Raw genomic sequence first — 21,456 nt, forward strand, 5'->3', positions numbered from 1 at the left:
GAATACGTGAGCAGGTTCCAGGTCGTCAGCGGCAAGGGCGGTACCGGTAAGACCACGGTGGCCGCCGCCCTCGCGCTCGCCCTCGCGACCGAGGGCAGGCGCACCCTCCTCGTCGAGGTCGAGGGCAGGCAGGGCATCGCCCAGCTCTTCGGTTCCGAAGCGCTCCCCTACGAGGAGCGCAAGATCGCCGCGTCGCCGGGCGGCGGCGAGGTGTACGCGCTGGCGATCGACGCCGAACGCGCGCTTCTGGACTACCTCCAGATGTTCTACAAGCTGGGCAGCGCGGGCCGGGCGCTGAAGAAGCTCGGCGCGATCGACTTCGCCACCACCATCGCGCCCGGCGTCCGGGACGTCCTGCTGACCGGCAAGGCCTGCGAAGCCGTACGCCGGAAGGACAAGCAGGGCCGGTTCGTCTACGACTACGTGATCATGGACGCCCCTCCGACCGGCCGGATCACCCGCTTCCTGAACGTCAACGACGAGGTCGCCGGGCTGGCGAAGATCGGTCCGATACACAACCAGGCCCAGGCGGTGATGCGGGTGCTGAAGTCCCCGCAGACGGCGGTGCACCTGGTCTCGCTCCTGGAGGAGATGCCGGTCCAGGAGACCGCGGACGGCATCGCCGAGCTGCGCGCCGCCGAACTGCCCGTGGGTCGCGTGATCGTGAACATGGTCCGCCCGCACCTGCTGGACGAGGATGCCCTGCGCACCGCGGCGGGCGGTCGCCGCAAAGAGATCGCCAAGACGCTGACCCGGGCCGGAGTGACCGGTTCCGCCGCCCTCGTACGCCCCCTGGTCGAGCAGGCGGCGGAGCACGCCGAGCGGGTCGGTCTGGAGCGGGAGCAGCGCGCGGTGCTGGCCGGGCTCGGCCTGCCGACCGCGGAGCTGCCGCTGATCGGCGACGGGGTGGACCTCGCCGGGCTGCACGACCTGGCCACGGAACTCCGCAAACAGGGCGCAGGGGAAGAGGGCAACGCATGAGCGCGGGCACCGCCACCGGCACTGGCAGCGACGCCGAACCCGGCACCGCCCGCACTGCGAGAGGCGCGGGCACTGCGGGTGGCGCGGGCACTACGGGAGACGCTGGCACCGCCGGAGAGGCGGGAGGCAACGACGTGGAGGCCCCGCTCCAGGCGGACGCCGGGCTGGACACGGACGCGCTGCTGGACGACCCGGGCATCCGGATCGTCGTCTGCTGCGGCTCCGGCGGGGTCGGCAAGACCACGACCGCCGCGGCCCTCGGCGTACGGGCCGCCGAGCGCGGCCGGAAGGCCGTCGTCCTCACCATCGACCCGGCCCGCCGCCTCGCCCAGTCCATGGGCATCGACCAGCTGGACAACGTCCCCCGGCGGGTCGACGGCATCACCGGCGACGGCGAACTGCACGCCATGATGCTGGACATGAAGCGGACCTTCGACGAGACCGTCGAGGCGCACGCCGACGCCGAGCGGGCCAAGGCCATCCTGGAGAACCCCTTCTACCAGTCCCTGTCGGCCGGGTTCGCCGGTACGCAGGAGTACATGGCGATGGAGAAGCTGGGGCAGCTGCGGGCGCGCGACGAGTGGGACCTGATCATCGTCGACACCCCGCCCTCGCGCTCGGCGCTGGACTTCCTGGACGCGCCGAAGCGGCTCGGTTCCTTCCTCGACGGGAAGTTCATCCGGCTGTTGATGGCGCCCGCGAAGGTGGGCGGCCGGGCCGGGATGAAGTTCCTGAATGTCGGTATGTCGATGATGAGCGGGACCCTGGGCAAACTGCTCGGCGGCCAGTTCCTGCGGGACGTCCAGACGTTCGTCGCGGCGATGGACACCATGTTCGGCGGCTTCCGCAGCCGCGCGGACGCCACGTACAAGCTGCTCCAGGCGCCCGGCACGGCCTTTCTCGTGGTCGCCACGCCGGAACAGGACGCGCTACGCGAGGCCGCCTATTTCGTGGAGCGGCTGGCCGCCGAGGACATGCCGCTGGCCGGTCTCGTACTCAACCGTGTGCACGGCAGCGAGGCTTCACGGCTCTCGGCCGAGCAGGCTCTGGCCGCCGCAGAAAATCTTGATGACGCCCGCATTGTGGATCAGAGGGCCGGGAAAGCTGGCCTTGGTGACCAGGGAGCCCCCGACCCGACGGGCGCCACCTCCGGCACGACCGAGTCGGCCCTCTCCCCCGAGGCCGGGATCGCAGCCGGACCTGAGGTACGTGACGAACCTGAGGTACGTGACGAACCCGAGCCGCACGACGAACCCGACGCGGAAGGCGAAGCCGAGGACAGAGCGCGACCTGAGGCCGAAGGCGAAGCCGATCCGGTAACCCAACACCCGGAGCCCGCACCCGGGCATCCCGAGCCCGTAACCCAGCACCCGGAGTCCGTAACCGAGCACCAGGAGTCCGTGTCCGAGCACCAGGACGCGACGCCTTCCGCCGATACCGTCCTCGCCGTCGAGGAACTGACGGCCGGTCTGCTGCGCCTGCACGCCGAGCGTATGCAGGTCGTCGCGCGTGAACGCCGTACCCGCGACCGCTTCACGGCCCGGCACCCCGAGGTGCCGGTGACCGCCGTGGCGGCGCTGCCCGGCGATGTGCACGACCTGGACGGCCTCCGAGCCATCGGCGAGCGTCTGGCGGCCGGTTCCGATACCGGTACCGATTTCGCCCCGGCTCCGGCGGGAGCGGCGTAGGGCCCGCGCGGGACGGCGCGGGGCCCGGAGCGGCCTGAGCCAAGAAGGCCGTGAGCCGGGGAGGCCGTGAGGTCCGGAGCGCGGCGCACGGCATCGCCGCCACGCATAGCTTCCGGCACAGTGCACGGCTTCTTTCATCGCAGTGGGCAGCTTCCAGAACCGGGCGCGGCTTTCAGGGCCAGGCCCACAGCTCGAGCAGCAGCTAGGGCAGCTAGAGTCTGCGCGCAGTCACATCACCGCCGTACAGCGGCTACCCCACAGCGGCGTACGTCTCGTGCAGCTCCTCGTCCTCCAGCCCGACGACCCCGGGCAGCATGCCGGTGGACCGCTCGTACTCGCTGCGCGCGGTCTCCAGCAGTCGGCGCCAGGACGTGACGGTCGGCCGACGACGCAGCAGTGCGCGGCGCTCCCGTTCCGTCATCCCACCCCACACGCCGAACTCGACGCGATTGTCCAGCGCGTCGGCCAGGCACTCGGTCCGCACCGGGCATCCGGTGCACACCGCCTTGGCCCTGTTCTGCGCTGCCCCTTGTACGAATAGTTCATCCGGATCGGTAGTGCGGCAGGCTGCCTGCGCACTCCAGTCGGTTACCCAGCCCATGCCGGCGCCGTCCTCTCCCGAATCGAGGCTCCCCCACGGCGGTAGCGGCATATTCACCGCTGCCAGTTGAGGACGTTACGGAAGGCGGGGACAGCACAACACCCCCTTCGGGCCCAATCTTGAATGGTCCGAACGGACTATGCGTATGCGGCAGATCACCCAGGGGAGTGACGCAAAGACATACGCGACGATCCCCATCAAAAAGGGACGGTCCACTCAAGTCGCAACGGACTTTCAGCGACAATCGGGGCGATTTCGGGAGCGCCACGACGGGTGCACGTAGAGTGATGCGGTCACGCATCGACCGGGTGAAGAATGACCAGAAGATGCGCATGGGACTGCAGGGGGCTTGATACGTAACCGGACTGCTGTGACAGTTGAGAGCAGCTTAGGCCAAGGCCTATACGCCTGTCCGGCAAATGAGAACGTAGGCTGCACCCATGCCAAAGACGCGCTCGGGCGGGGGTCTCTCCACGACCCAGCAGGCCGCCAAGTTCATCGGTGTCGCCGCGCTCTCCGGGGCTGTGCTGGCGGGCATCGCGCTGCCCGCGGCGGGAGCGCTGGGGCTCGCTGCCAAGGGGACGGTCGAAGGGTTCGACGAGATCCCCTCCAACCTCAAGACCCCGCCGCTGAGCCAGCGGACCACGATCCTGGACCGTGACGGCGGCGCGCTCGCGACCGTCTACTCCCGTGACCGTACGGTCGTCCCGCTCAAGGACATCTCGCCGTACATGCAGGACGCGATCATCGCGATCGAGGACTCCCGCTTCTACGAGCACGGGGCGGTCGACCTCAAGGGCATCCTGCGGGCGATGAACCGCAACGTACAGGCGGGCGGGGCCGCGCAGGGCGCGTCGACCCTCACCCAGCAGTACGTGAAGAACGTCTTCGTCGAGGAGGCAGGTGACGACCCGGAGAAGGTCGCCGAGGCCACGCAGCAGACGCTCGGCCGCAAGGTCCGTGAGCTGAAGTACGCGATCCAGGTCGAGGAGGAGCTCGGCAAGAAGAAGATCCTGGAGAACTACCTCAACATCACCTTCTTCGGGCAGCAGGCGTACGGCATCGAGGCCGCCTCGCAGCGCTACTTCTCCAAGGCCGCGAAGGACCTCAAGCTGGAGGAGGCCGCGCTGCTCGCCGGCATCGTCCAGTCGCCGAGCCGTTACGACCCGGTCAACGACACCGAGGAAGCGACCAAGCGCCGCAACATCGTGCTGACGCGCATGGCCGCGGTCCGCAGCGTGTCGAAGGCCGAGGCCGAGAAGGCCATGGAGACCCCGATCAAGCTGAAGCCCTCCAAGCCGAACAACGGCTGCATCACCGCAGTCAGCGGCTCGGGCTTCTTCTGCGACTACGTCCGCAAGACGATCCTCACCGACCCCGCCTTCGGCAAGACCGACGAGGAGCGCGCGAAGCTCTGGAACCTCGGCGGTCTGACCATCCGGACCACGCTGGACCCGCGGGCCCAGCAGGCCGCCAACGAGGCCGCCACCGCGAAGGTCAACAAGGACGACAAGTTCGCGGCGTCCGTGGTCCAGGTCCAGCCGGGCGACGGCAAGATCCTCTCCATGGGCCAGTCCCGCCCGTACGGCCTGGACCAGAAGAAGAACGAGACCGTTCTCAACCTCGCCGTCAGCAACAAGATGGGCGGCAGCACCTACGGCTTCCAGGTCGGCTCCACGTTCAAGCCGTTCACCGCGGCCGCGGCGCTGGAGAAGGGCATCAGCCCGGCCCAGACGTTCTCCTCGGGCTGGAAGCTCACCGTGCCGGAGAGCTCCTTCCGCCGGTGCGACGGTTCGCCCGCGGGCAACGTGCCCTGGCAGCTCCAGAACGAGCTGGAGTCCGAGAAGGGCACCTGGGACATGACGAGCGCGCTCGGCAAGTCCATCAACACCTACTTCGCGCTCCTGGAGCAGAAGGCCGGTCTCTGCGAGACGGTCACCATGGCCAAGAAGGTCGGTTACGAGCGCGGTGACGGCAAGGAGATCGAGGAGCGGCCCGCGGCCACGCTCGGAAGCGTCGACAGCACCCCGCTCTCCATGGCCTCCGCGTACGCCACCTTCGCCAACCGCGGCACCTACTGCACCCCGGTCGCCATCGAGTCGATCACCGACCCGAACGGCAAGAAGCTCGACGTCCCCCAGACGCAGTGCTCGCGGGCGATGAGCGAGAAGACCGCGGACTCCATCAACCAGATGCTCAAGGGCGTCGTCGAGGACGGCACCGGTACGCAGGCCGGACTGAGCGACCGCGACAACGCGGGCAAGACCGGTACGACCAACGACCGCAAGGACGCCTGGTTCGTCGGGTACACGCCGAACCTCTCCACCGCAGTGTGGGTGGGCGACGACATCGGCGAGAAGTCCTCGATGTTCGACGTCACCATCGGCGGCCAGTACTACGACAAGGTCTGCGGCGGCTGCCTCCCCGGCCCGATCTGGCGCATCGCGATGACCGGCGCGCTGGACGCGTCCGAGACTCCCGGCTTCAGTCCCGTCTCCGTCCCGCGGTCGAAGGACGACGGCGGGGGCGAAGGGGACGGCGAGGGCGAGGGGGACGGCGGTCGAAACCGCGGCCGGGACCGCGGTGGCGAGGACCGTCAGGACGGCAAGCCCGGCGGCGGCAACCGGTTCCCCGGCATCGAGCTCCCGCCGGGCGTGATCGGCGGACCGGGCGGCGACCAGCGCGGACAGGGCGGCGGCACGGAAGGCCCCTGAGCCCTGAGCTGGCGTACATACGTGAGTGAGCGAAAGGGGGGCGCCCCGGTCTGACGACCGGGGCGCCCCCCTTTTCTCTGCCCGTACGGAACACGGCATCCCCGGGGCCGGGGGGACGCGCGGAGGCAGCTGGGGACTGAGGACCGGGGAGCCTGGCGCGCGGGGGCTTCGTATGGCGCTTCGTATGGGCGCTTCGTCAGGGAGGCGCGCGCGGGAGCGGATGCCTGGGGTCCCCTGCCCCGCGTACGTACGCGAGTGCCCTCGTACGTACGCAAGTGCCCCCCGCGTACGTACGTGAGTGCCTCCCGTACGTGCGCGAGCCGTACGGGCGCGAGCCGACGGGTGCCGCGAGGCGAGGGGATCGGCCTGCGGAAATCCCTGCGGAGATCTCCGTCCGCGAAGAGGCTCAGCTCACGCCCGAGGGGCTCAGCTCACGCCCGAGGGGCTCAGCCCACGCATGAGGGGCTCAGCCCACGCATGAGGGGCTCAGCCCACGCATGAGGGGCTCAGCCACCGAGGGAAGTCAGCCCGCGCGGGCCTCAGCCGGCGAGGAGCTTCTTCACCGCGGCGGCCACCCGGCCGCCCTCCGCGAGCCCGGCGACCTTCGGGTTGACGATCTTCATGACGGCGCCCATCGCACGCGGGCCCTCGGCACCGGCGGCCCTGGCCTCCTCGACGGCGGACGCCACGATCGCGTTCAGCTCGTCGTCGGAGAGCTGCTTGGGCAGGTAGCCGTCGAGGATCTCGCCCTCCGCCCGCTCCCGCTCGGCCTGCTCGGTCCGGCCGCCCTGGGCGAAGGCCTCGGCCGCCTCCCGGCGCTTCTTCGCCTCCTTGGCGATCACCTTCTGCACCTCGTCGTCGGAGAGCTCGCGCGCCGACGTGCCGCTGACCTCTTCCTTCGTGATGGCGGTGAGGGTGAGCCGGAGGGTGGACGAGGTCAGCTCGTCACGCGCCTTCATGGCCGTGTGGAGGTCTTCCTTGAGCTTGGACTTGAGCGTGGTCATGCCGTGATTGTGACAGGTGCGGAGTGCGGGCCGCCCACCGGTTTTCCGCTCACCGTGCCGCTTCTGCGACGATGGGCGCATGCGCGCACGCTACGGAGTACCCCTGAAAGTCACGGCCGTCGGTGCGGCGGTCGGCGCCGCCGGTCTCGCCTACGCCGCCGGGTTCGAGGCCCGCTCGTTCCGGCTGCGCCGGGTGACCGTTCCCGTACTGCCGCACGGGGCGCGCCCGTTGCGCGTACTCCAGGTCTCCGACATCCACATGGTGAGCGGCCAGCGCAAGAAGCGGGCCTGGCTCCAGTCGCTGGCGGGGCTGCGGCCGGACTTCGTGGTCAACACGGGCGACAACCTCTCCGACCCGGACGCGGTGCCGGAGGTGCTGGACGCGCTCGGCCCGCTGATGGAGTTCCCCGGGGTCTACGTCTTCGGCTCCAACGACTACTACGGCCCCCGACTGCGCAACCCGGGCCGCTACCTCCTGGAGAAGGTCCAGGGCAAGCACGGCCTCAACGGCAACGAGCCCGTGGTCGGCGCCGTCCACAACCCGTGGGAGCCGATGCGCGACGCCTTCGACGAGGCGGGCTGGCTGAACCTGTCGAACACCCGGGGCCGCCTCAAGCTCGACGGGCTGGAGCTGGCGTTCACCGGCCTGGACGACCCGCACATCAAGCGGGACCGGTACGCCGAGGTCCAGGGCGGCCCGGAGACCGGCGCGGACCTCTCCGTCGCCGTGGTCCACGCTCCGTACCTGCGCTCCCTGGACGCCTTCACCGCCGACGGCTACCCCTTGATCCTCGCGGGCCACACGCACGGCGGCCAGCTGTGCATCCCCTTCTACGGGGCCCTGGTCACCAACTGCGACCTGGACACCGACCGGGTAAAGGGCCTGTCCAGCCACATGGTCGGCGACAACCGCGCCTACCTCCACGTCTCGGCGGGCTGCGGCACCAACCGCTACACCCCCGTCCGCTTCGCCTGCCCACCCGAGGCCACACTGCTGACGCTGACACCGCGGACCTGACACCGCGCCCCTGATACGGCGGACGGACAGCCGGACGGGGGCTGACGGGGCGGACTCCGGCCGCACCCGGACGGGCGGGGCGGCCTGGCCGCACCGGTCACATCGGGAGCACGTACCGAGTACGGCGCTGGGGGGCGGGGGGCGGGGCACCGAGGCCGGGGGGCGGGGGGCGGGGCACCGAGGATGTGCGCCCCGGCAGAGCTTGGGCCCCGGGCAGACGGAGCACCCATCTCGGGGTCGGCGGGGTACGTGGGGTCGGGAGGGTACGTCCCAGGATCGGCGATCCCCAGGACGGGGGACGACAAATCGCGAGGGCCTTCCCACCCGCATACGGTACGAACCATGATCGCCCCCAGGAGCACCCTGCTACCCCGCCCCCGGGCGGCGGAGGTGCTCCCGGCGGCCACGGGCGCCTCGGCCCGCCGCTGGATCGCGGTCCTGACCGCACTGGTGGGCGCGACAGCGGCTGCGGGCCCGCTGACCGCAGTGGTGAGCGGAGGCCTCGGGGCGGCCCTGACCCACTTCACGGTCCTGGCGAACCTGCTGGTGGCGGGGGCCTTCGGCTGGTCCGCCGCACGCTCCTGGCGCGACGGCCGCCCGCTGCCCCCGGTGCCGGCGGGCGGAGTGCTCCTGCTCGTCACGGTGACCGCGCTGATGCACCACCTGGTCCTGACGAACTACGGACCGGGCCCACCCGGCGGCGCCCCCACCACGGGCCTCCTGCTCCACACGGTGACCCCGGCCGCCGTGGCCGCGCACTGGCTCCTGCTGACCGCGCCCAGAACCTTCCGCCTGGCCCACATCCCCCTGTGGCTGCTGCCTCCCCTGGCCTACCTGGGCTTCACCCTGCTCCGCGGCGCCCTACTCTCCCCCAGCTCCCCCGACCGCTACCCGTACCCCTTCCTGGACGTCGACACGTACGGCTACACCGGTGTCCTCACCCAGGCCATGGCCCTCGGCCTCCTCTTCACCGCCCTGGGCACCCTCCTCACCGCCGCCGACCGCCTCCGGCCGAACGTGCTGGGATGGCTCCAGGCCCGGAGAAACCGGATTTCGCCTCCGGCCGCCGGTGGGCTAAAGTAATCGATGTCGCCGGGAGTCCGGTGGGCATCGGGGTGTAGCGCAGCTTGGCAGCGCGCTTCGTTCGGGACGAAGAGGTCGTGGGTTCAAATCCCGCCACCCCGACAGTGAAGTACCAGGTTAGGGGCCTGATCCGCTAAGCGGATCAGGCCCCTAACTCGTTCCTGGGAGCGTCTTAGGAGCCAAGTGCGGGAGACAGCTCCCCGCCGGCTTCTAGAGGGATACGGGGAGGGAAACCGCGGAGCGGAGTCGCTATGCCCAAGGCCTCACATCCCTGCGCCTGGAGCGCTCGACCGAAGACGCCAGGCGAGCGAGGGACCGAGTGACTGGTCTCGTCATGGTTGTCGGTTGGCTGCCAAGGCAGATCCCGCTCACCGCGCGGACTGACTCTGGAGGGGACTGCAGCGCTCTACGACGCAGGCAGGGGCAACCTGGCCCTCTGCGGTACCCAGTAGGCCGCTGGTGCCCGCTTCTTCCCGGTCGCCACATCATCTGGACGGTACCCCGCTCCGAACAAGGCAACCAAGGCGCGTTCAGCATCCCAGGTCCCACAGCGGGCGTGGATGGCCTCGCTGAGGATTTCAGCGTGTGTCTGAGTGCTGCTCATACGTCCTCCGAGGCTGTACACCAACTCGCCTTACCGAAAGGGCCAGACGGGAACAGAGCGATGCCCTGACTTCGCGCTCATTCGCCACCGAACGAGCGATTGTGGCACCCGGGCCGTCGCTGTACGTTTCCGCGTATGGATCGGCTTGGCTCGGAGGGGGCAGGATGCCTGGATACGGCCGCGCAGGCAGCGAGTGGGACGTCCTCGTAGACGCAGGACGGGGATTCCTCGTCGAGCGCGCAAAACTTGGCAGGCTCACCTCCTACACGGAGCTCAGCATCACCCTGGCCAGGCGAACCGGCTGCCGCGCCTTCGATTTCGAGCGGGCTGATGAGCGCGCGGCCCTGGGGCATCTGCTCGGATTGATCGTTGAACGGGATCAGCAGGTCGCCCCTTCCGACCCTCCTCTCATGCTCTCGGCACTGGTGAACTACCTGGGTGCCAACGACGCCGGGTCCGGTTTCTACCAGCTGGCCAAAGACCTGCGCCTTTTGCCTATGAGTGCATCCGCAGACGAGAAGTTCGAGTTCTGGATTACGCAGGTCAAACGGCTCTACGAACGCCATGGGGCGAGTCCGGCCGTGGCCTGAGCCTTACCGGCCAGTGCAGCAGGTGAGCAGAGCGGTACCCACGTAGCCCACCGCCCTGGTCCTCCGGGCCTACATGAACCGGCTGGGCGCTTCCGCGCCCCTTACCGTCGGACGAACCCGCAGTCGGTACAGGTGCGCTGAAGACGCAATCAGGCGTCGGATCCCGCCGAAGCGCGAACGGTAGGACTCGCAGGTCCTCCTCCGGGGCTCTTCGCGAAGAGCCAGATGCCCAGAATTCGCCTCGGCCCGTGTCACCCGCGTACACGTAAGAGGCTGTTGAGCACGTGCACGGGCGACGTGGGATACATCGACAGGCTCGCGGCGTGCGCTGCCTCCCGTGCTTGGCCAAGCCGAGCACGAGGCGCCTGCGTACGCCCGGCCTCGCATCGGCTCAGCGTGCCGAGATGGAGTCATCAAAGCAGCAGCGTGGTCGGCTTCGATGCACCTGGGCACCGTGCATCGGTCACAGGGTCCATTTCGTGGAACTAACTCGTCGCGTTGCACCGACCCGACGGGTTACCGCGCTCCTGCGGTCGGCCCTGATGCGAGGAGCGCGCGTCGGTCGAGGACCAGGGCGCGCCATCGTTGGCGTACCGTCCGCTGCTCGGCGAGCCACCGTGCACGGGAAGGGGTGTCGAGCAGCAGGTCGGCCATGAAATGGGCGATGTCGACGTAGTAGGCGTAGTAGCCCTCACGCGTCAGCTCGCGGAGTCGGCTGACGCTGGAGGCGAGGCCCGCCTGATCGTCGCGGATGGCATGGTGGAAGGCGCGGGCCAACTCCAGCTTGGCCTGGATGAAGAGCAGTCCCGATGTGCTGATCTCCGCGGCCAGCGCCTGTGCCCGTTCCTCAACTCCGGCGTCGGTGCCCGCGTCACGCAGAAGCGCTGCGATCCGTACGTCCAGGGTGGCGGCGCGCAGATCGACCTGGGCCAGGAGGTGTTCACCGAGGTCGATCTCGGCGTCGGCGCTGGGGTCCGACGTGAACGCGAGGGTGAAGGCACGCATGGCCTGTGCCATCGCTGCCTCCCCGCTCTTGCCGTGTTCTTCGCCCTCCGCGCGAGCCGCCTCGAAGGCGTGGGCGGCCAAGGGCATGTCGCCCTGAACCCATTGCACATCGCCGACGACGCGATGGTGGCGCCCCTCCCAGCCCAGGCGTTCAGCGGCCTCAAGAGCTGCCGTGAAGTCTCCGGCGAGTCGGGAGAGATGGGCGAGCCCCCGGCGGGCGTTGGGCGCCAGGCGCCCGCCGCCGTCGGCGACCAGTCGCATTCCCTGCCGGGACTCTTCGGTCTGCCCGAGGTCGCGCTGCGCCTTGGCCCGGTAGTAGACGGCCATGTCGGACAACTCCGCGGGAAGGAGCCCGGTGTCGGTGACGGCCAGCAGGCGCTCCGCCGTCCGGGCCCGGTTCTCGTGCTGCCGACGGGCGAGCGCGCTGAGCAACTCCACCAGGGCGTCGGCGGCCGTGACCGCGGCGCCCTCCTCCTCGGCCCCGGCGACCAGGTCAAGCGGCTCCCACACGGAGTCGCCGACGTAGGTCCACGCAGCATCGGTGAGCCAGTCGAGGCCAAGGGCGAAGTCACGGGCGATGGCCAGTCCCTGACGCAAGCAGCCCATGAGGAGCAACCGATCCTGGTCCGAGCCTTGCCTCCACTGCTCCCCGAGGGCAGCGAAGGCCCGGCCGGCTGCCTGGTGCCAGTCGGCGGGAGACCACCGGTCGTCGGTCTGATCGTCGGCGCCCCGGATCGTCGCCCGGATGAGGCTGTGAAGGTGAAAGGGCCACAGCTCGAAGGGAGTCTCCCGGACGAAGGGACGCTCGACGAGCCGTAGTGCCGGTGCTTGTCGAGGCAGACCCGCAGCCCGGGTCGCCAGGGTGATGTCGAAGGAGGAGAAGAGACTGACGGAGCGCAGCACGTTGCGTTCGGGGGCGGTGAGGTCGGAAAGGGTGCGAGCGATCAGCGCGGGGAAGTCGTGGTCGAAATCGGCCGGCCGCGGGGTGTTCCCGCTTCGGCGGAGATCCAGAAACCTCATCACGGAGAGGTCCAGGTACAGCGGCAGACCGTGCGAACGCTGTCCGATCACCCTGCGGATGCCTTCGTCGATGAGAGGACGGCCGTCGACGGAGAGACGGCGGGCGAGGTAGTCGTCGGAGTCCTCGAAGGAGAAGTCACCGACCAGCATCTGCCGTTCCCGGCCTGGGGCAGGAGACTCCGTACGGGCTGGGGCGGTGTCGCGGGTTGCCAGGCCGGGCCAGGCTGTCGGGCCGGTGAAGTCGAGCTGGCCCTGGAGAGCTTCGTCGCCCCACTGCAAGCGAGAGCGGCCCGTGATGACGAAGAAGGCGTTCGGCATCAACCACACCAGGCGTTGCAGAAACCGCTCGAAGTCTCGATGGGTACGGTCGCCGATCTCCTCGAAGGCGTCCAGCAGGATCACCGGCGTGACCCTCTTCGCCGGAGGTGTCCGGGCCAGCTCCCAGGCAAGCAGGTGCGGGTAGTAGGAGAGGGCGTCCAGGTCCGGTTCGCTCTCCAGCAGATCGGCCAGGCGTGCGCAGCCGGCGAGGGCACGGACTGTCTGTCGACGCTCGCGAAGCGCCCCCACGAGCGCACCGGTCACCTGCCCGATCGCAGAACCCACCGTGCCGGGCAGCATCAGCGCCTGGGCGACGTCGGCGAGCGCGGACTGCATCTGCTGCGGCAGCGCCTTCCCGAACCGCGCGGCCAGCCCGCCGCGGTCGAGGTAGTCCTCCAACAGCTCACCCGGGTGCTGATGCTCCCAGTAGCGGCGCAACGCCAGATCGAAGGCGGGCAGCGGCCTACCGAGAGCGGCGAGGGCGAGACGGACGGAGAGCACGACCTTCTCGACATCGGGACTGGCGGATCGCGCGAGATCGATCCTGACAGGCAGTATCCGCGCTCCACGCCACGCTGGCGCCCGCCACTGCGCGGGGCGATGCTCCGGGTCAGCGAGTGACGCCTCGAACTTTCGCGACAATGCGGACTTCCCGATGCCACCGACCCCGTGGAAGACCACCACGTTGTTTCGGGCTGCCTCCACGTCCTCAGGATCGAACCCAGGTCCGCTGACAAGCTGGAGATGCTCGGCGAGGGCGGCCACCGCGAAATCCCACTGCCCCTGCCGGTTCGTGAACGCCTCCGTGGTGTCCAGCGTGCGGTCGTTCGTACTGAACAGCGCTCGCAGATCCCGGCCCGCCACACCGCCCCCAACAGATCGCCGAACTGCCAGCTTATGGCTACTCCGGTCTTGGTGGGGAGGCATCCTCAGGTTCGTTGGGCGGCGCCCCCTGGACGACCGTCCTGCCCGCATCAGGACGCGCTGCCGCTCTGTCCTCAGCTCGTAACGAGCTGCCGCCGCTATCAACCAGGCGGGAGGCAGGAGCAGAGGCAGGCGCTACTTCCGGCCCGACACTCGGAGGTGCCGAGGCTCCGTGGCGCCCGGTCGGGTGTCAGGGGCGGGGGTGGAGGTCGTCGGAGCGTCCGGCTTCGATGCGGGACCACTGGGGGATGGGGCGGCCGTTGCTGCGCATGGGGTGCTCGGGGGGTGCGTCCTTGGTCTGGGGCCAGCCGGAGGGCGAGTCCTCCCAGAGTTCCTGGCGGCCGTACGCGGTGAGGTCCATGAGCGCGTAGTTGTAGTCCATCACCTCCACCCCGCGCAGCGTCGTCCAGTACGTCTCGTAGACGCGGTCGCCCTCGCGCAGGTAGCAGACCACGTGCATGCTGCCGACCTGGCGGCCGGTCAGGAGCTCGTTGTTCGACGGGAGCGCCGAATACCACGGCATGTCCCAGCCCATGAAGTCCCGGTAGCGGCGGCTCTCCTCGTACGGGCCCTGGCAGAAGACCGCGTAGGTGATGTCGCGGGAGTGCAGGAAGGACAGCTCCTGAACCTGGTTGGTGACCCACGTGCAGCCCTCGCACTGATCCGCCGCCTCGTGACCGGCGTGCCACATGAAGTAGTACGCGATGAGCTGCCGACGGCCCTCGAACGCGTCGAGCAGGGTGACCGGGCCGTCCGGGCCGGTCAGTTCGAGGTCGGCGGCCACCTCGACCATGGGCAGTCGGCGGCGGGCCGCGGCGATCGCGTCGCCCTCCCGGGTGTGCGCCTTCTCGCGGAGGCGCAGGCGGCTCAGTTCCGCCTCGAACGCGGCCCGGTCGGCCACCGGCGGCAGGGCCGGTGCGGGGGCGGGGTCCGGCGTGCTGCTGTCGTGCTCGGTCACGGTCGCGTCCCGTCGTCGTACGTCATCACTCGCCCCCGTCAGCCTAAGGGCTGTCCCGTAATCCCTGGTGGATCAGCGTGCGGCGTCAGATGCGGTGCATCGCAAGGCGGAGGGACGTCCGCATACTGGATGTATTCGGGCGTTCCGACAACGCGGCGAGGTGCCGTAGCTGTCGTCGCGCGCCCACCAGGGATGACGGGACAGCCCTTCGGGCCGGGGTGGCCTGCGGCAGGCGAGTTTCGCAGGAGTGGCCGCTGCGTTCCAGCTCCTCGGGCGGTGCGGCGAGCCGTCCGGACGGGAGCATCGCGAACGCGCCGGGCCCGCGCGCGCTTCGGGCGGCGCGGGGGTCCTCCACCTCCACGGCGGTCGCGTGGGGGGAGGCCCTAGAGTGCCCCCGTGCCGACGTACAGCATCGGCCGGGCAGCCGAGCTGCTCGGCGTCAGTTCGGAGACCGTCCGCCGATGGGCCGACGGGGGGCAGCTCGCCATGGAGCGGGACGGGGCCGGCAGCCGGGTGATCGACGGCGCAGGGCTCGCCGCGTTCGCCAAGGACCGGGCCGCCGGGCTGCATCCCGTGCCCGGGGAGCCCCGGACGTCCGTGCGGAACTCGTTCGCCGGGATCGTCACCGCCGTCACCGTCGACGACGTCGTCGCCCAGGTCGAGATCCAGTCCGGACCGCACCGGCTGGTCTCCCTGGTGAGCCGCGAGGCCGTCGAGGAGTTGAGGATCGAGGTCGGGGTGACCGCAACGGCCCGGGTGAAGTCCACCAACGTCCACATCGACCGGCCGGGCGTTCCCGACCGGCCGGGAACTCCTGAGCGGTCGGGGGTTCCCGAGCGGTCGGCCGGTGCACCCTGATCCACCGGCCGCGTGTACCCCCTGAGCGACTCGGTCGGGTGCTCATCGATCCGGCAGCCCCGTGCTTCCCGAGCGACCAGCCGGGCGTTCCCCGGCGGTCGGCCGGTGCTGCCTAATTCACCTGCCCCGTGCTTCCCTGATCCACCTGCCTCGTGCTGCCTGAGCGACCAGCCAGGTGCTCCCTGAGCCTCGCCCGGCCCCGGCCGTCGGCCGCTCGCCTCAGCGGCAGAGCAGCGCCGCCTTCAGGTCCAGCTTGTGGTCCAGGCGGGCCAGGTCGCGGCCGGTGAGCGACTCCACGCGCTGGATGCGGTAGTGCACGGTGTTGACGTGCAGGTGCAGCGCGGCGGCCGTCCGGGCCCAGGAGCCGTTGTGGGCGAGGAAGACGTCCAGGGTCTCCAGGAGCATCCGGTGCGAAGGGTTCGTCGCGTCGGCGAGCGGGCCGAGCGCGTGGATGCCGAAAGCCGTACGCACGTCGGCGGGGATGCCCGCGAGAAGGGCGTCGAGAGTCGTGAGCTCGTCGATCGCGATGATCCCCCCGGCCTTCGCGTCCTTCCCGGCACTCCCGTCCTTCCCGGCACTCCCGGACCCCCCGGAACCTCCGGCGCTCCCGGACCCCCCGGCACTCGCGGCCCTCCCCGCGCCCGCCGCCCGTGCCGTCAGCCCGTCCCCGCGTGCGCCCCGGCCCTCGGTCCCAGCCCCCCGCGTCTCCGTTGCCGTGCACCCGTCCCCGCGCCGGTCCCGGCCCTCGGCCCCGGATCCCCGCGTCTCCGGTGCCGGGAGCCCGTCCCCGCGCGTCTCCCGGGCCTCGGCCCCCTCCCCGCGGGCCGCCGCGCCCTCCGTCCCGGCCCCGGCGTCCCCCGTACGTCCCACCGCCACCGCCATCGCGTACCGCGCCTGCACCAGCGCGCCCTTCAGGTCCTGCGGGGTCGCGGCCGGGGCGCTGATGCCGCCGTGCAGGGGCGCCGTCTCCGCGCGGGCCTGGAGTGTCGGCCACAGGGGGCGGAGCGTGGCGGCCGGGTCCGTGCCCGGGCGGGGTGCGATCACCGCCGTCGCCTCGCCGCGCTCCGTGGCGCCGCCCACCGCGAACCGGGCGCCCGCCAGGTGGCTCAGGGCCTCGGTCAGCGCGTCCGGGGCCCCGGACCCGGGCGCGTCCTGCGTGGCGACCGTGAGGGTGACCACGGTGTACGGGCCCTGATCCGGCAGGCCGCACGCGTGGAGCGCCGCCCGTAGCGCGGCGGGGCCGGGGGCGGGGGTCTCCGCGAAGGTGAGGAGGTCCGTGGCGAGGCGGTGGGCGGCCGTGGCGCGGCGGGCGGTCGCCTGGCGGTGCTGGGCCAGCACCTCCGCCGTCTCGTGCAGCATGCGCGGCGGGGCCTCGACCGCCTCGGGCAGGTGCAGGTACCACTGGCCGAACGCCGAGGCGTCCGGGTCGACGCTCAGGGTCGTCGCCGGTGACGCGGCCGCCGGGCGCAGTGCCCGCACTGCCCGCGCCTCCGGCAGCCGCGGGGCCGCCGGGGTGCTGGCGATCGTGCGGCCCGTGGCGCTGAGCACGTAGGCGGGCGGGCCCCCCAGGTGGGCGACCGCGCGGGTGAGCAGCGTGCCCGGGTCCGCGCCGTCGGCGAGCAGGCCGCTCAGCTCGGCCCGCACGTTCTCCGGCAGCGCGTAGTGGTCGGCGGGACGTCGGCTGAGGTCGCCCCACTGCCGGAGGTAGACGGTGTCGGTGATGGCCCGGAAGGACATGTGCACCGGCACCGACAGGATCGCGATGCCATGGCGGCGGCACGCGTCGACCAGCGCCTCCGGCACCCTCCCGTGCGTCTCCTCGCCCGCCAGCAGCGCGGCCGCGCCGGCCTCGTGCAGGGCGGCGACGAAACGGTCCGCCTTCGCCCCGTCGTCCGCCGGACTCCACCACACCAGTCCGCTGAGCACGACCTCGCCCGGCCGCAGGAAGCGCCCCGGGTCCTCCAGGTCGGTCACGGTGACCCCGCTGATCTCCCGGTCGAGCTGCGGGCCCTCGCCCCAGAGCAGGGTGAGGTCCAGGGTCTCCAGCCGGAGGAGGTCGTCGACGTGCATGGGGGTCTCCTTGCCGGGCTGCCGGGCGCCCACCCGGAACCTCACATTCACGAGGTCGATGCGAGTCATTGCATCGTAAATGCCAGGCAGAAAGAGGTGAACACCTCTTGGTTGATCCTCCGAACACGCGGCGGTGGCCTGAGGTATTTCCGTACGGCGAACCAGTCGTGCGGCCCCCCGGCGCGGGGCTTCACTGGCGGGCATGGACCTCAACACGGTGCTCGACGTACGGGACGCCCGCCGCCCCGTTCCCTGGCGGCCGGGCGACGCCTGGCTCGGCGGGGGCACCTATCTCTTCTCCGAACCGCAGCCGCGTCTGCGCCGCCTGGTCGACCTGAGCCGGATGGGCTGGGAGCCGGTGCGGGAGCTGCCCGACGGCTCGCTGGAGATCGCCGCGACCTGCACGATCGCGCAGCTGTCGCGCTTCGGGAGGGTGTGGTCCGCCCCAGCGGCTCCCCTGGTCGAGCAGTGCTGCCGGGCCTTCCTCGCCTCGTTCAAGATCTGGAACATGGCGACCGTCGGCGGGAACCTCTGCAACGCCCTGCCCGCCGGGCCGATGATCTCGCTGACCAGCGCGCTGGACGGGATGTGCCTGCTGCGCGCCCAGGACGGTTCGCTGCGCCGCACTCCGGTGGCCGACTTCGTCGTCGGAGCCGGGCGCAAGGACCTGGGTGAAGGCGAACTGCTGCGCTCCATCACCCTGCCCGCCCGCGCGGTGGCCGCCCGTACGGCGTTCCGCCAGGCCTCGCTGTACGGGCTGGGGCGGTCGGGAGCGCTGGTCGTCGGGGTGCTGGACCCGGTGGACGGTTCGCTGAGCGTGACGGTGAGCGCGGCGACCGTACGGCCGTTCCGCTTCTGGTTCCCGCTGCCGCCCGCCCGGGAGGCGCTGCGTACCGCGATCGACGCGGCGGTCGGCCCGGACGACTGGTTCGACGACATCCACGGACTGCCCGCGTGGCGGCGGCACATGGCGCTCCGCTTCGCCGAGGAGATCCGCCGCGAGCTGACCGCCGCGACCGCCGACGCACCGCCCCCGGGAGGGCCCCGATGACGTACTCGATCCGGATCAACGACAAGCCCTTCGAGGACGAACCGCGCGCCGGTCAGTGCCTGCGCACCTACCTCCGCGAACGCGGCTGGTTCGGCGTCAAGAAGGGCTGCGACGCCGGTGACTGCGGTGCCTGCACGGTGCACGTCGACGGCGAACCGGTGCACAGCTGCCTCTACCCCGCCGTACGGGCCGAGGGCCGGGCCGTCACCACGGTGGAGGGACTGGCGGACGCGGACGGCGAACTCCACCCCGTACAGAAGAAATTCCTCGACGCGCAGGGCTTCCAGTGCGGGTTCTGCACCGCCGGGTACCTGATGACGACGGCTGCGCTGGACGCCGAACAGCTCGACGACCTCCCCCGGGCCTTCAAGGGCAACATCTGCCGTTGCACCGGCTACCGGGCCATCGAGGACGCCGTGCGCGGAGTGCGGCACACCGAGGAGCCGGGCGCGGGCCAGGCCGTCGGCCGGAACCTGGGGGCGCCCGCCGGACCCCAGGTGGTGACCGGCACCGCCCGCTACACCTTCGACATCGACGTCCCCGGCCTCCTCCACATGAAGCTCCTGCGCTCCCCGCACCCGCACGCCCGGATCGTCGCCATCGACACCGCCGCCGCCCTGCGCGTCCCCGGCGTGCACCTGGTCCTCACCCATCACGACGCCCCCGAGCGGCTCTACTCCACCGCCCGCCACGAGCACCCCACCGAGGACCCCGACGACACCCGGCTGCTGGACGACACCGTGCGCTACATCGGCCAGCGGGTCGCCGCCGTGGTCGCGGACAGCGAGGCGGCGGCCGAGGAAGGGTGCCGCCGCGTCGAGGTGACGTACGAGCAACTGCCTTATGTCACCGACCCGGAGGAGGCGATGGCTCCGGGCGCCCCGGTGATCCACGACAAGGGCCCCGCGTCGCGCATCGCCCGCCCCGAGAACAACGTGGTCGGCGAGGTGCACGGCGAGATCGGCTCGGTCGCCGACGGCTTCGCCGAGGCCGACGTCGTCCACGAGGAGTCCTTCCGCACCCAGCGCGTCCAGCACGGCAGCCTGGAGACGCACGGCGCGGTGGCCTGGTACGAGCAGGGCGAGGACGGTACGGAACGGCTCACCGTGCGCTCCAGCACCCAGACCCCGTTCCTCACTCGTCGCGCCCTGTGCGCGCTGTTCGACCTGGAGTTGAAGCAGGTACGGGTACTTGCGGGCCGGGTCGGCGGCGGGTTCGGCGGGAAGCAGGAGATGATCGTCGAGGACATCGTGGCACTGGCCGTCATGCGGCTGCGGCGGCCGGTGAAGCTGGAGTACACCCGCGCCGAGCAGTTCTACGGGGCGACCACCCGCCACCCGTTCTCCGTCCGCGTACGGGCGGGGGCGCGGGCGGACGGCACCCTGACCACGCTGGAACTGTGCGTGGTCGCGGACACGGGGGCGTACGGCAATCACGGCCCGGCGGTGATGTTCCACAGCGTCGGCGAGTCGATGGCCGTCTACCGCGCCCCGCACAAGAAGGTCGACGCCTTCTCCGTCTACACCAACTCCGTCCCGGCGGGCGCCTTCCGTGGCTACGGCCTGGGCCAGGTCGTCTTCGCCGTCGAGTCGGTGATGGACGAGCTGGCCCGCCGCACGGGCGTCGATCCCCTGGTCTTCCGGGAGCGGAACATCATCGGCCCCGGTGAGCACATGGTCAGCCCGGGAGGCGAGGAGGAGGACCTGGAGATCGCCAGTTACGGACTCGACCAGTGCCTCCAGGTGGTACGGAACGCGATCCGGAAGTACGGGGGCGGAGGCAGGTCCGGCGACCGGGAAGGACCCGGGGGCGCGGACGGGTACGGGGACAGGTCCGAGGGCGCGGAGGGGTCGCGGGGCGGGAACGGGTCCCGGGAGGGGAACGGGTCCCGGGAGGGCCACGGGTCCGGCGATGATGTGCCGGAGGGGTGGCTCGTGGGGCACGGCACCGGTATGTCGATGATCGCCACCGGACCGCCCGGCGGCCACTTCGCGGACGCCACGGTGAAACTGCTCCACGACGGTACGTACGACATCGCCGTCGGGACCGCCGAGTTCGGCAACGGGACCACGACCGTCCACCGGCAGATCACCGCCGGGGCGCTGTCCACGACGGTGGACCGGATCGCGATCCGGCAGTCGGACACCGACGTGGTGCGCCACGACACGGGCGCGTTCGCCTCGGCCGGGACGGTGGTGGCGGGCAAGGCGGTGCTGAGGGCCGCCGAAGCGCTCGCCGGGCAGCTCCTGGACCTCGCGGCCCGGCAGCTGGGGGTGGCCGTGGCCGACTGCCGCCTGACGGCGGACGCGGTGGTGTGCGCCGGGCAGGACATCAGCCTCAAGGAGCTGTTCCAGGCCGCCCGCACGGCGGGGCGGGAGCTTCTCGCCGAGGGGCACTGGGGCGGTTCGCCGCGGTCGGTGGCCTTCAACGCCCAGTGGTTCCGGCTGGCCGTGGACCCGGACACCGGCGAGATCCGTATCCTGCGCAGCGTCCACGCCGCGGACGCGGGCAAGGTGATGAACCCGATGCAGTGCCGGGGGCAGGTCGAGGGCGGGGTGGCCCAGGCGCTCGGCGCGACGCTTTTCGAGAACGTGGCGCTCGACGAGCGCGGCGAGGTGACCACGGTCGCGTTCCGCCGCTACCGGCTGCCGCAGTACGCCGATGTTCCGCGCACCGAGGTGCACTTCATGGAGACCTCGGACGCGATCGGCCCGCTGGGCGCGAAGTCGATGAGCGAGAGCTCGTTCAACCCGGTCGCCCCGGCCTTCGCCAACGCGCTGCGCGACGCTACAGGGATCCGGTTCACGGAGCTGCCCCTGACCCGCGACCGGGTGTGGCAGGCGCTCGACGAGGCGCGGAGGAAGCCACGGATGCCATGAGTTTGCCGCCTCACAGCTGGCTGTTGCCATGAATATCCCCTTTCTCCCTGGCTTTTGAGGTCCTGTTGGGTTCCCCGGTCTCCACTTCGG

14 protein-coding genes and 1 tRNA gene are annotated in these 21,456 nt (G+C 70.9%); 10 read left to right on the top strand and 5 right to left on the bottom strand.

All coding sequences use genetic code 11. The annotated features are described in order from the left end of the window. Positions 1-6: 6 nt before the first annotated feature. Positions 7-981: an ArsA family ATPase gene (locus ACIRRU_RS23535; RefSeq protein ID WP_403683579.1), complete on the top strand. Its 975-nt coding sequence runs from the start codon at positions 7-9 to the stop codon at positions 979-981. Continuing rightward, positions 978-2,669: an ArsA-related P-loop ATPase gene (locus ACIRRU_RS23540; protein WP_403683580.1), complete on the top strand. Its 1,692-nt coding sequence runs from the start codon at positions 978-980 to the stop codon at positions 2,667-2,669. The genes ACIRRU_RS23535 and ACIRRU_RS23540 overlap by 4 nt, the downstream gene beginning before the upstream one ends. 250 nt (positions 2,670-2,919) lie before the next feature. On the opposite strand, the gene ACIRRU_RS23545 is transcribed toward ACIRRU_RS23540, so the two are convergent. After that, positions 2,920-3,270, bottom strand: a complete 351-nt coding sequence (locus ACIRRU_RS23545; RefSeq protein WP_363201961.1) for a WhiB family transcriptional regulator — start codon at positions 3,268-3,270, stop codon at positions 2,920-2,922. A 440-nt stretch (positions 3,271-3,710) separates the two neighbouring features. On the opposite strand from ACIRRU_RS23545, the gene ACIRRU_RS23550 reads away from it, so the two are divergent. Beyond that, positions 3,711-5,984: a transglycosylase domain-containing protein gene (locus ACIRRU_RS23550; protein ID WP_403683582.1), complete on the top strand. Its 2,274-nt coding sequence runs from the start codon at positions 3,711-3,713 to the stop codon at positions 5,982-5,984. A gap of 539 nt (positions 5,985-6,523) precedes the next feature. Here the strand turns inward: ACIRRU_RS23550 and ACIRRU_RS23555 are convergent. Further along, positions 6,524-6,988 (bottom strand): GatB/YqeY domain-containing protein, encoded by a 465-nt coding sequence (locus ACIRRU_RS23555; RefSeq protein ID WP_403683583.1) that lies wholly within the window; start codon positions 6,986-6,988, stop codon positions 6,524-6,526. Positions 6,989-7,067: 79 nt separating this feature from the next. On the opposite strand from ACIRRU_RS23555, the gene ACIRRU_RS23560 reads away from it, so the two are divergent. The 4 genes from ACIRRU_RS23560 to ACIRRU_RS23575 all read left to right on the top strand — a co-directional run bounded on the left by ACIRRU_RS23560 (position 7,068) and on the right by ACIRRU_RS23575 (position 10,283). Continuing rightward, a complete protein-coding gene (locus ACIRRU_RS23560; RefSeq protein ID WP_403683584.1) occupies positions 7,068-8,006 on the top strand; it encodes a metallophosphoesterase in 939 nt (312 codons plus the stop codon). Between the two features lie 342 nt (positions 8,007-8,348). Continuing rightward, positions 8,349-9,089: a Pr6Pr family membrane protein gene (locus tag ACIRRU_RS23565; RefSeq protein WP_403683585.1), complete on the top strand. Its 741-nt coding sequence runs from the start codon at positions 8,349-8,351 to the stop codon at positions 9,087-9,089. A gap of 28 nt (positions 9,090-9,117) precedes the next feature. Continuing rightward, positions 9,118-9,191 (top strand) — tRNA-Pro (locus ACIRRU_RS23570). Positions 9,192-9,857: 666 nt separating this feature from the next. Next, positions 9,858-10,283 carry a hypothetical protein gene (locus ACIRRU_RS23575; RefSeq protein ID WP_403683587.1) on the top strand — a complete coding sequence of 142 codons (426 nt, stop codon included), beginning with the start codon at positions 9,858-9,860 and terminating at the stop codon, positions 10,281-10,283. Positions 10,284-10,799: 516 nt separating this feature from the next. On the opposite strand, the gene ACIRRU_RS23580 is transcribed toward ACIRRU_RS23575, so the two are convergent. Then, positions 10,800-13,127, bottom strand: coding sequence for an ATP/GTP-binding protein (locus ACIRRU_RS23580; RefSeq protein WP_403683589.1), 2,328 nt, complete (start codon positions 13,125-13,127; stop codon positions 10,800-10,802). Between the two features lie 613 nt (positions 13,128-13,740). After that, positions 13,741-14,508: a DUF899 family protein gene (locus ACIRRU_RS23585; protein ID WP_403683591.1), complete on the bottom strand. Its 768-nt coding sequence runs from the start codon at positions 14,506-14,508 to the stop codon at positions 13,741-13,743. Between the two features lie 396 nt (positions 14,509-14,904). Between ACIRRU_RS23585 and ACIRRU_RS23590 the strand changes: the two genes are divergently transcribed. Then, the gene (locus tag ACIRRU_RS23590) at positions 14,905-15,366 is read left to right on the top strand and encodes a molybdopterin-binding protein (RefSeq protein WP_403683593.1); all 462 of its coding nucleotides are present in this window, start codon (positions 14,905-14,907) and stop codon (positions 15,364-15,366) included. Positions 15,367-15,585: 219 nt separating this feature from the next. On the opposite strand, the gene ACIRRU_RS23595 is transcribed toward ACIRRU_RS23590, so the two are convergent. Further along, entirely contained in the window at positions 15,586-17,436 is a 1,851-nt protein-coding gene (locus ACIRRU_RS23595; protein WP_403683595.1) for a PucR family transcriptional regulator ligand-binding domain-containing protein, read from the bottom strand. 202 nt (positions 17,437-17,638) lie between these two features. On the opposite strand from ACIRRU_RS23595, the gene ACIRRU_RS23600 reads away from it, so the two are divergent. Beyond that, positions 17,639-18,487, top strand: coding sequence for an FAD binding domain-containing protein (locus ACIRRU_RS23600; RefSeq protein ID WP_403683597.1), 849 nt, complete (start codon positions 17,639-17,641; stop codon positions 18,485-18,487). Next, positions 18,484-21,366: a molybdopterin-dependent oxidoreductase gene (locus ACIRRU_RS23605; RefSeq protein ID WP_403683599.1), complete on the top strand. Its 2,883-nt coding sequence runs from the start codon at positions 18,484-18,486 to the stop codon at positions 21,364-21,366. The genes ACIRRU_RS23600 and ACIRRU_RS23605 overlap by 4 nt, the downstream gene beginning before the upstream one ends. Positions 21,367-21,456 lie beyond the last annotated feature (90 nt).

Origin of the sequence: Streptomyces sp. NPDC101181 (assembly GCF_044767975.1) — a bacterium.
Lineage (GTDB): Bacteria > Actinomycetota > Actinomycetes > Streptomycetales > Streptomycetaceae > Streptomyces.

Bases quoted from the DNA above. Each gene is read 5' to 3' on its own strand.
- ACIRRU_RS23540 (WP_403683580.1), top strand. From the start codon at position 978: ATGAGCGCGGGCACCGCCACCGGCACTGGCAGCGACGCCGAACCCGGC.
- ACIRRU_RS23545 (WP_363201961.1), bottom strand. From the start codon at position 3,270: ATGGGCTGGGTAACCGACTGGAGTGCGCAGGCAGCCTGCCGCACTACC.
- ACIRRU_RS23550 (WP_403683582.1), top strand. From the start codon at position 3,711: ATGCCAAAGACGCGCTCGGGCGGGGGTCTCTCCACGACCCAGCAGGCC.
- ACIRRU_RS23555 (WP_403683583.1), bottom strand. From the start codon at position 6,988: ATGACCACGCTCAAGTCCAAGCTCAAGGAAGACCTCCACACGGCCATG.
- ACIRRU_RS23560 (WP_403683584.1), top strand. From the start codon at position 7,068: ATGCGCGCACGCTACGGAGTACCCCTGAAAGTCACGGCCGTCGGTGCG.
- ACIRRU_RS23565 (WP_403683585.1), top strand. From the start codon at position 8,349: ATGATCGCCCCCAGGAGCACCCTGCTACCCCGCCCCCGGGCGGCGGAG.
- ACIRRU_RS23575 (WP_403683587.1), top strand. From the start codon at position 9,858: ATGCCTGGATACGGCCGCGCAGGCAGCGAGTGGGACGTCCTCGTAGAC.
- ACIRRU_RS23595 (WP_403683595.1), bottom strand. From the start codon at position 17,436: ATGCACGTCGACGACCTCCTCCGGCTGGAGACCCTGGACCTCACCCTG.
- ACIRRU_RS23600 (WP_403683597.1), top strand. From the start codon at position 17,639: ATGGACCTCAACACGGTGCTCGACGTACGGGACGCCCGCCGCCCCGTT.
- ACIRRU_RS23605 (WP_403683599.1), top strand. From the start codon at position 18,484: ATGACGTACTCGATCCGGATCAACGACAAGCCCTTCGAGGACGAACCG.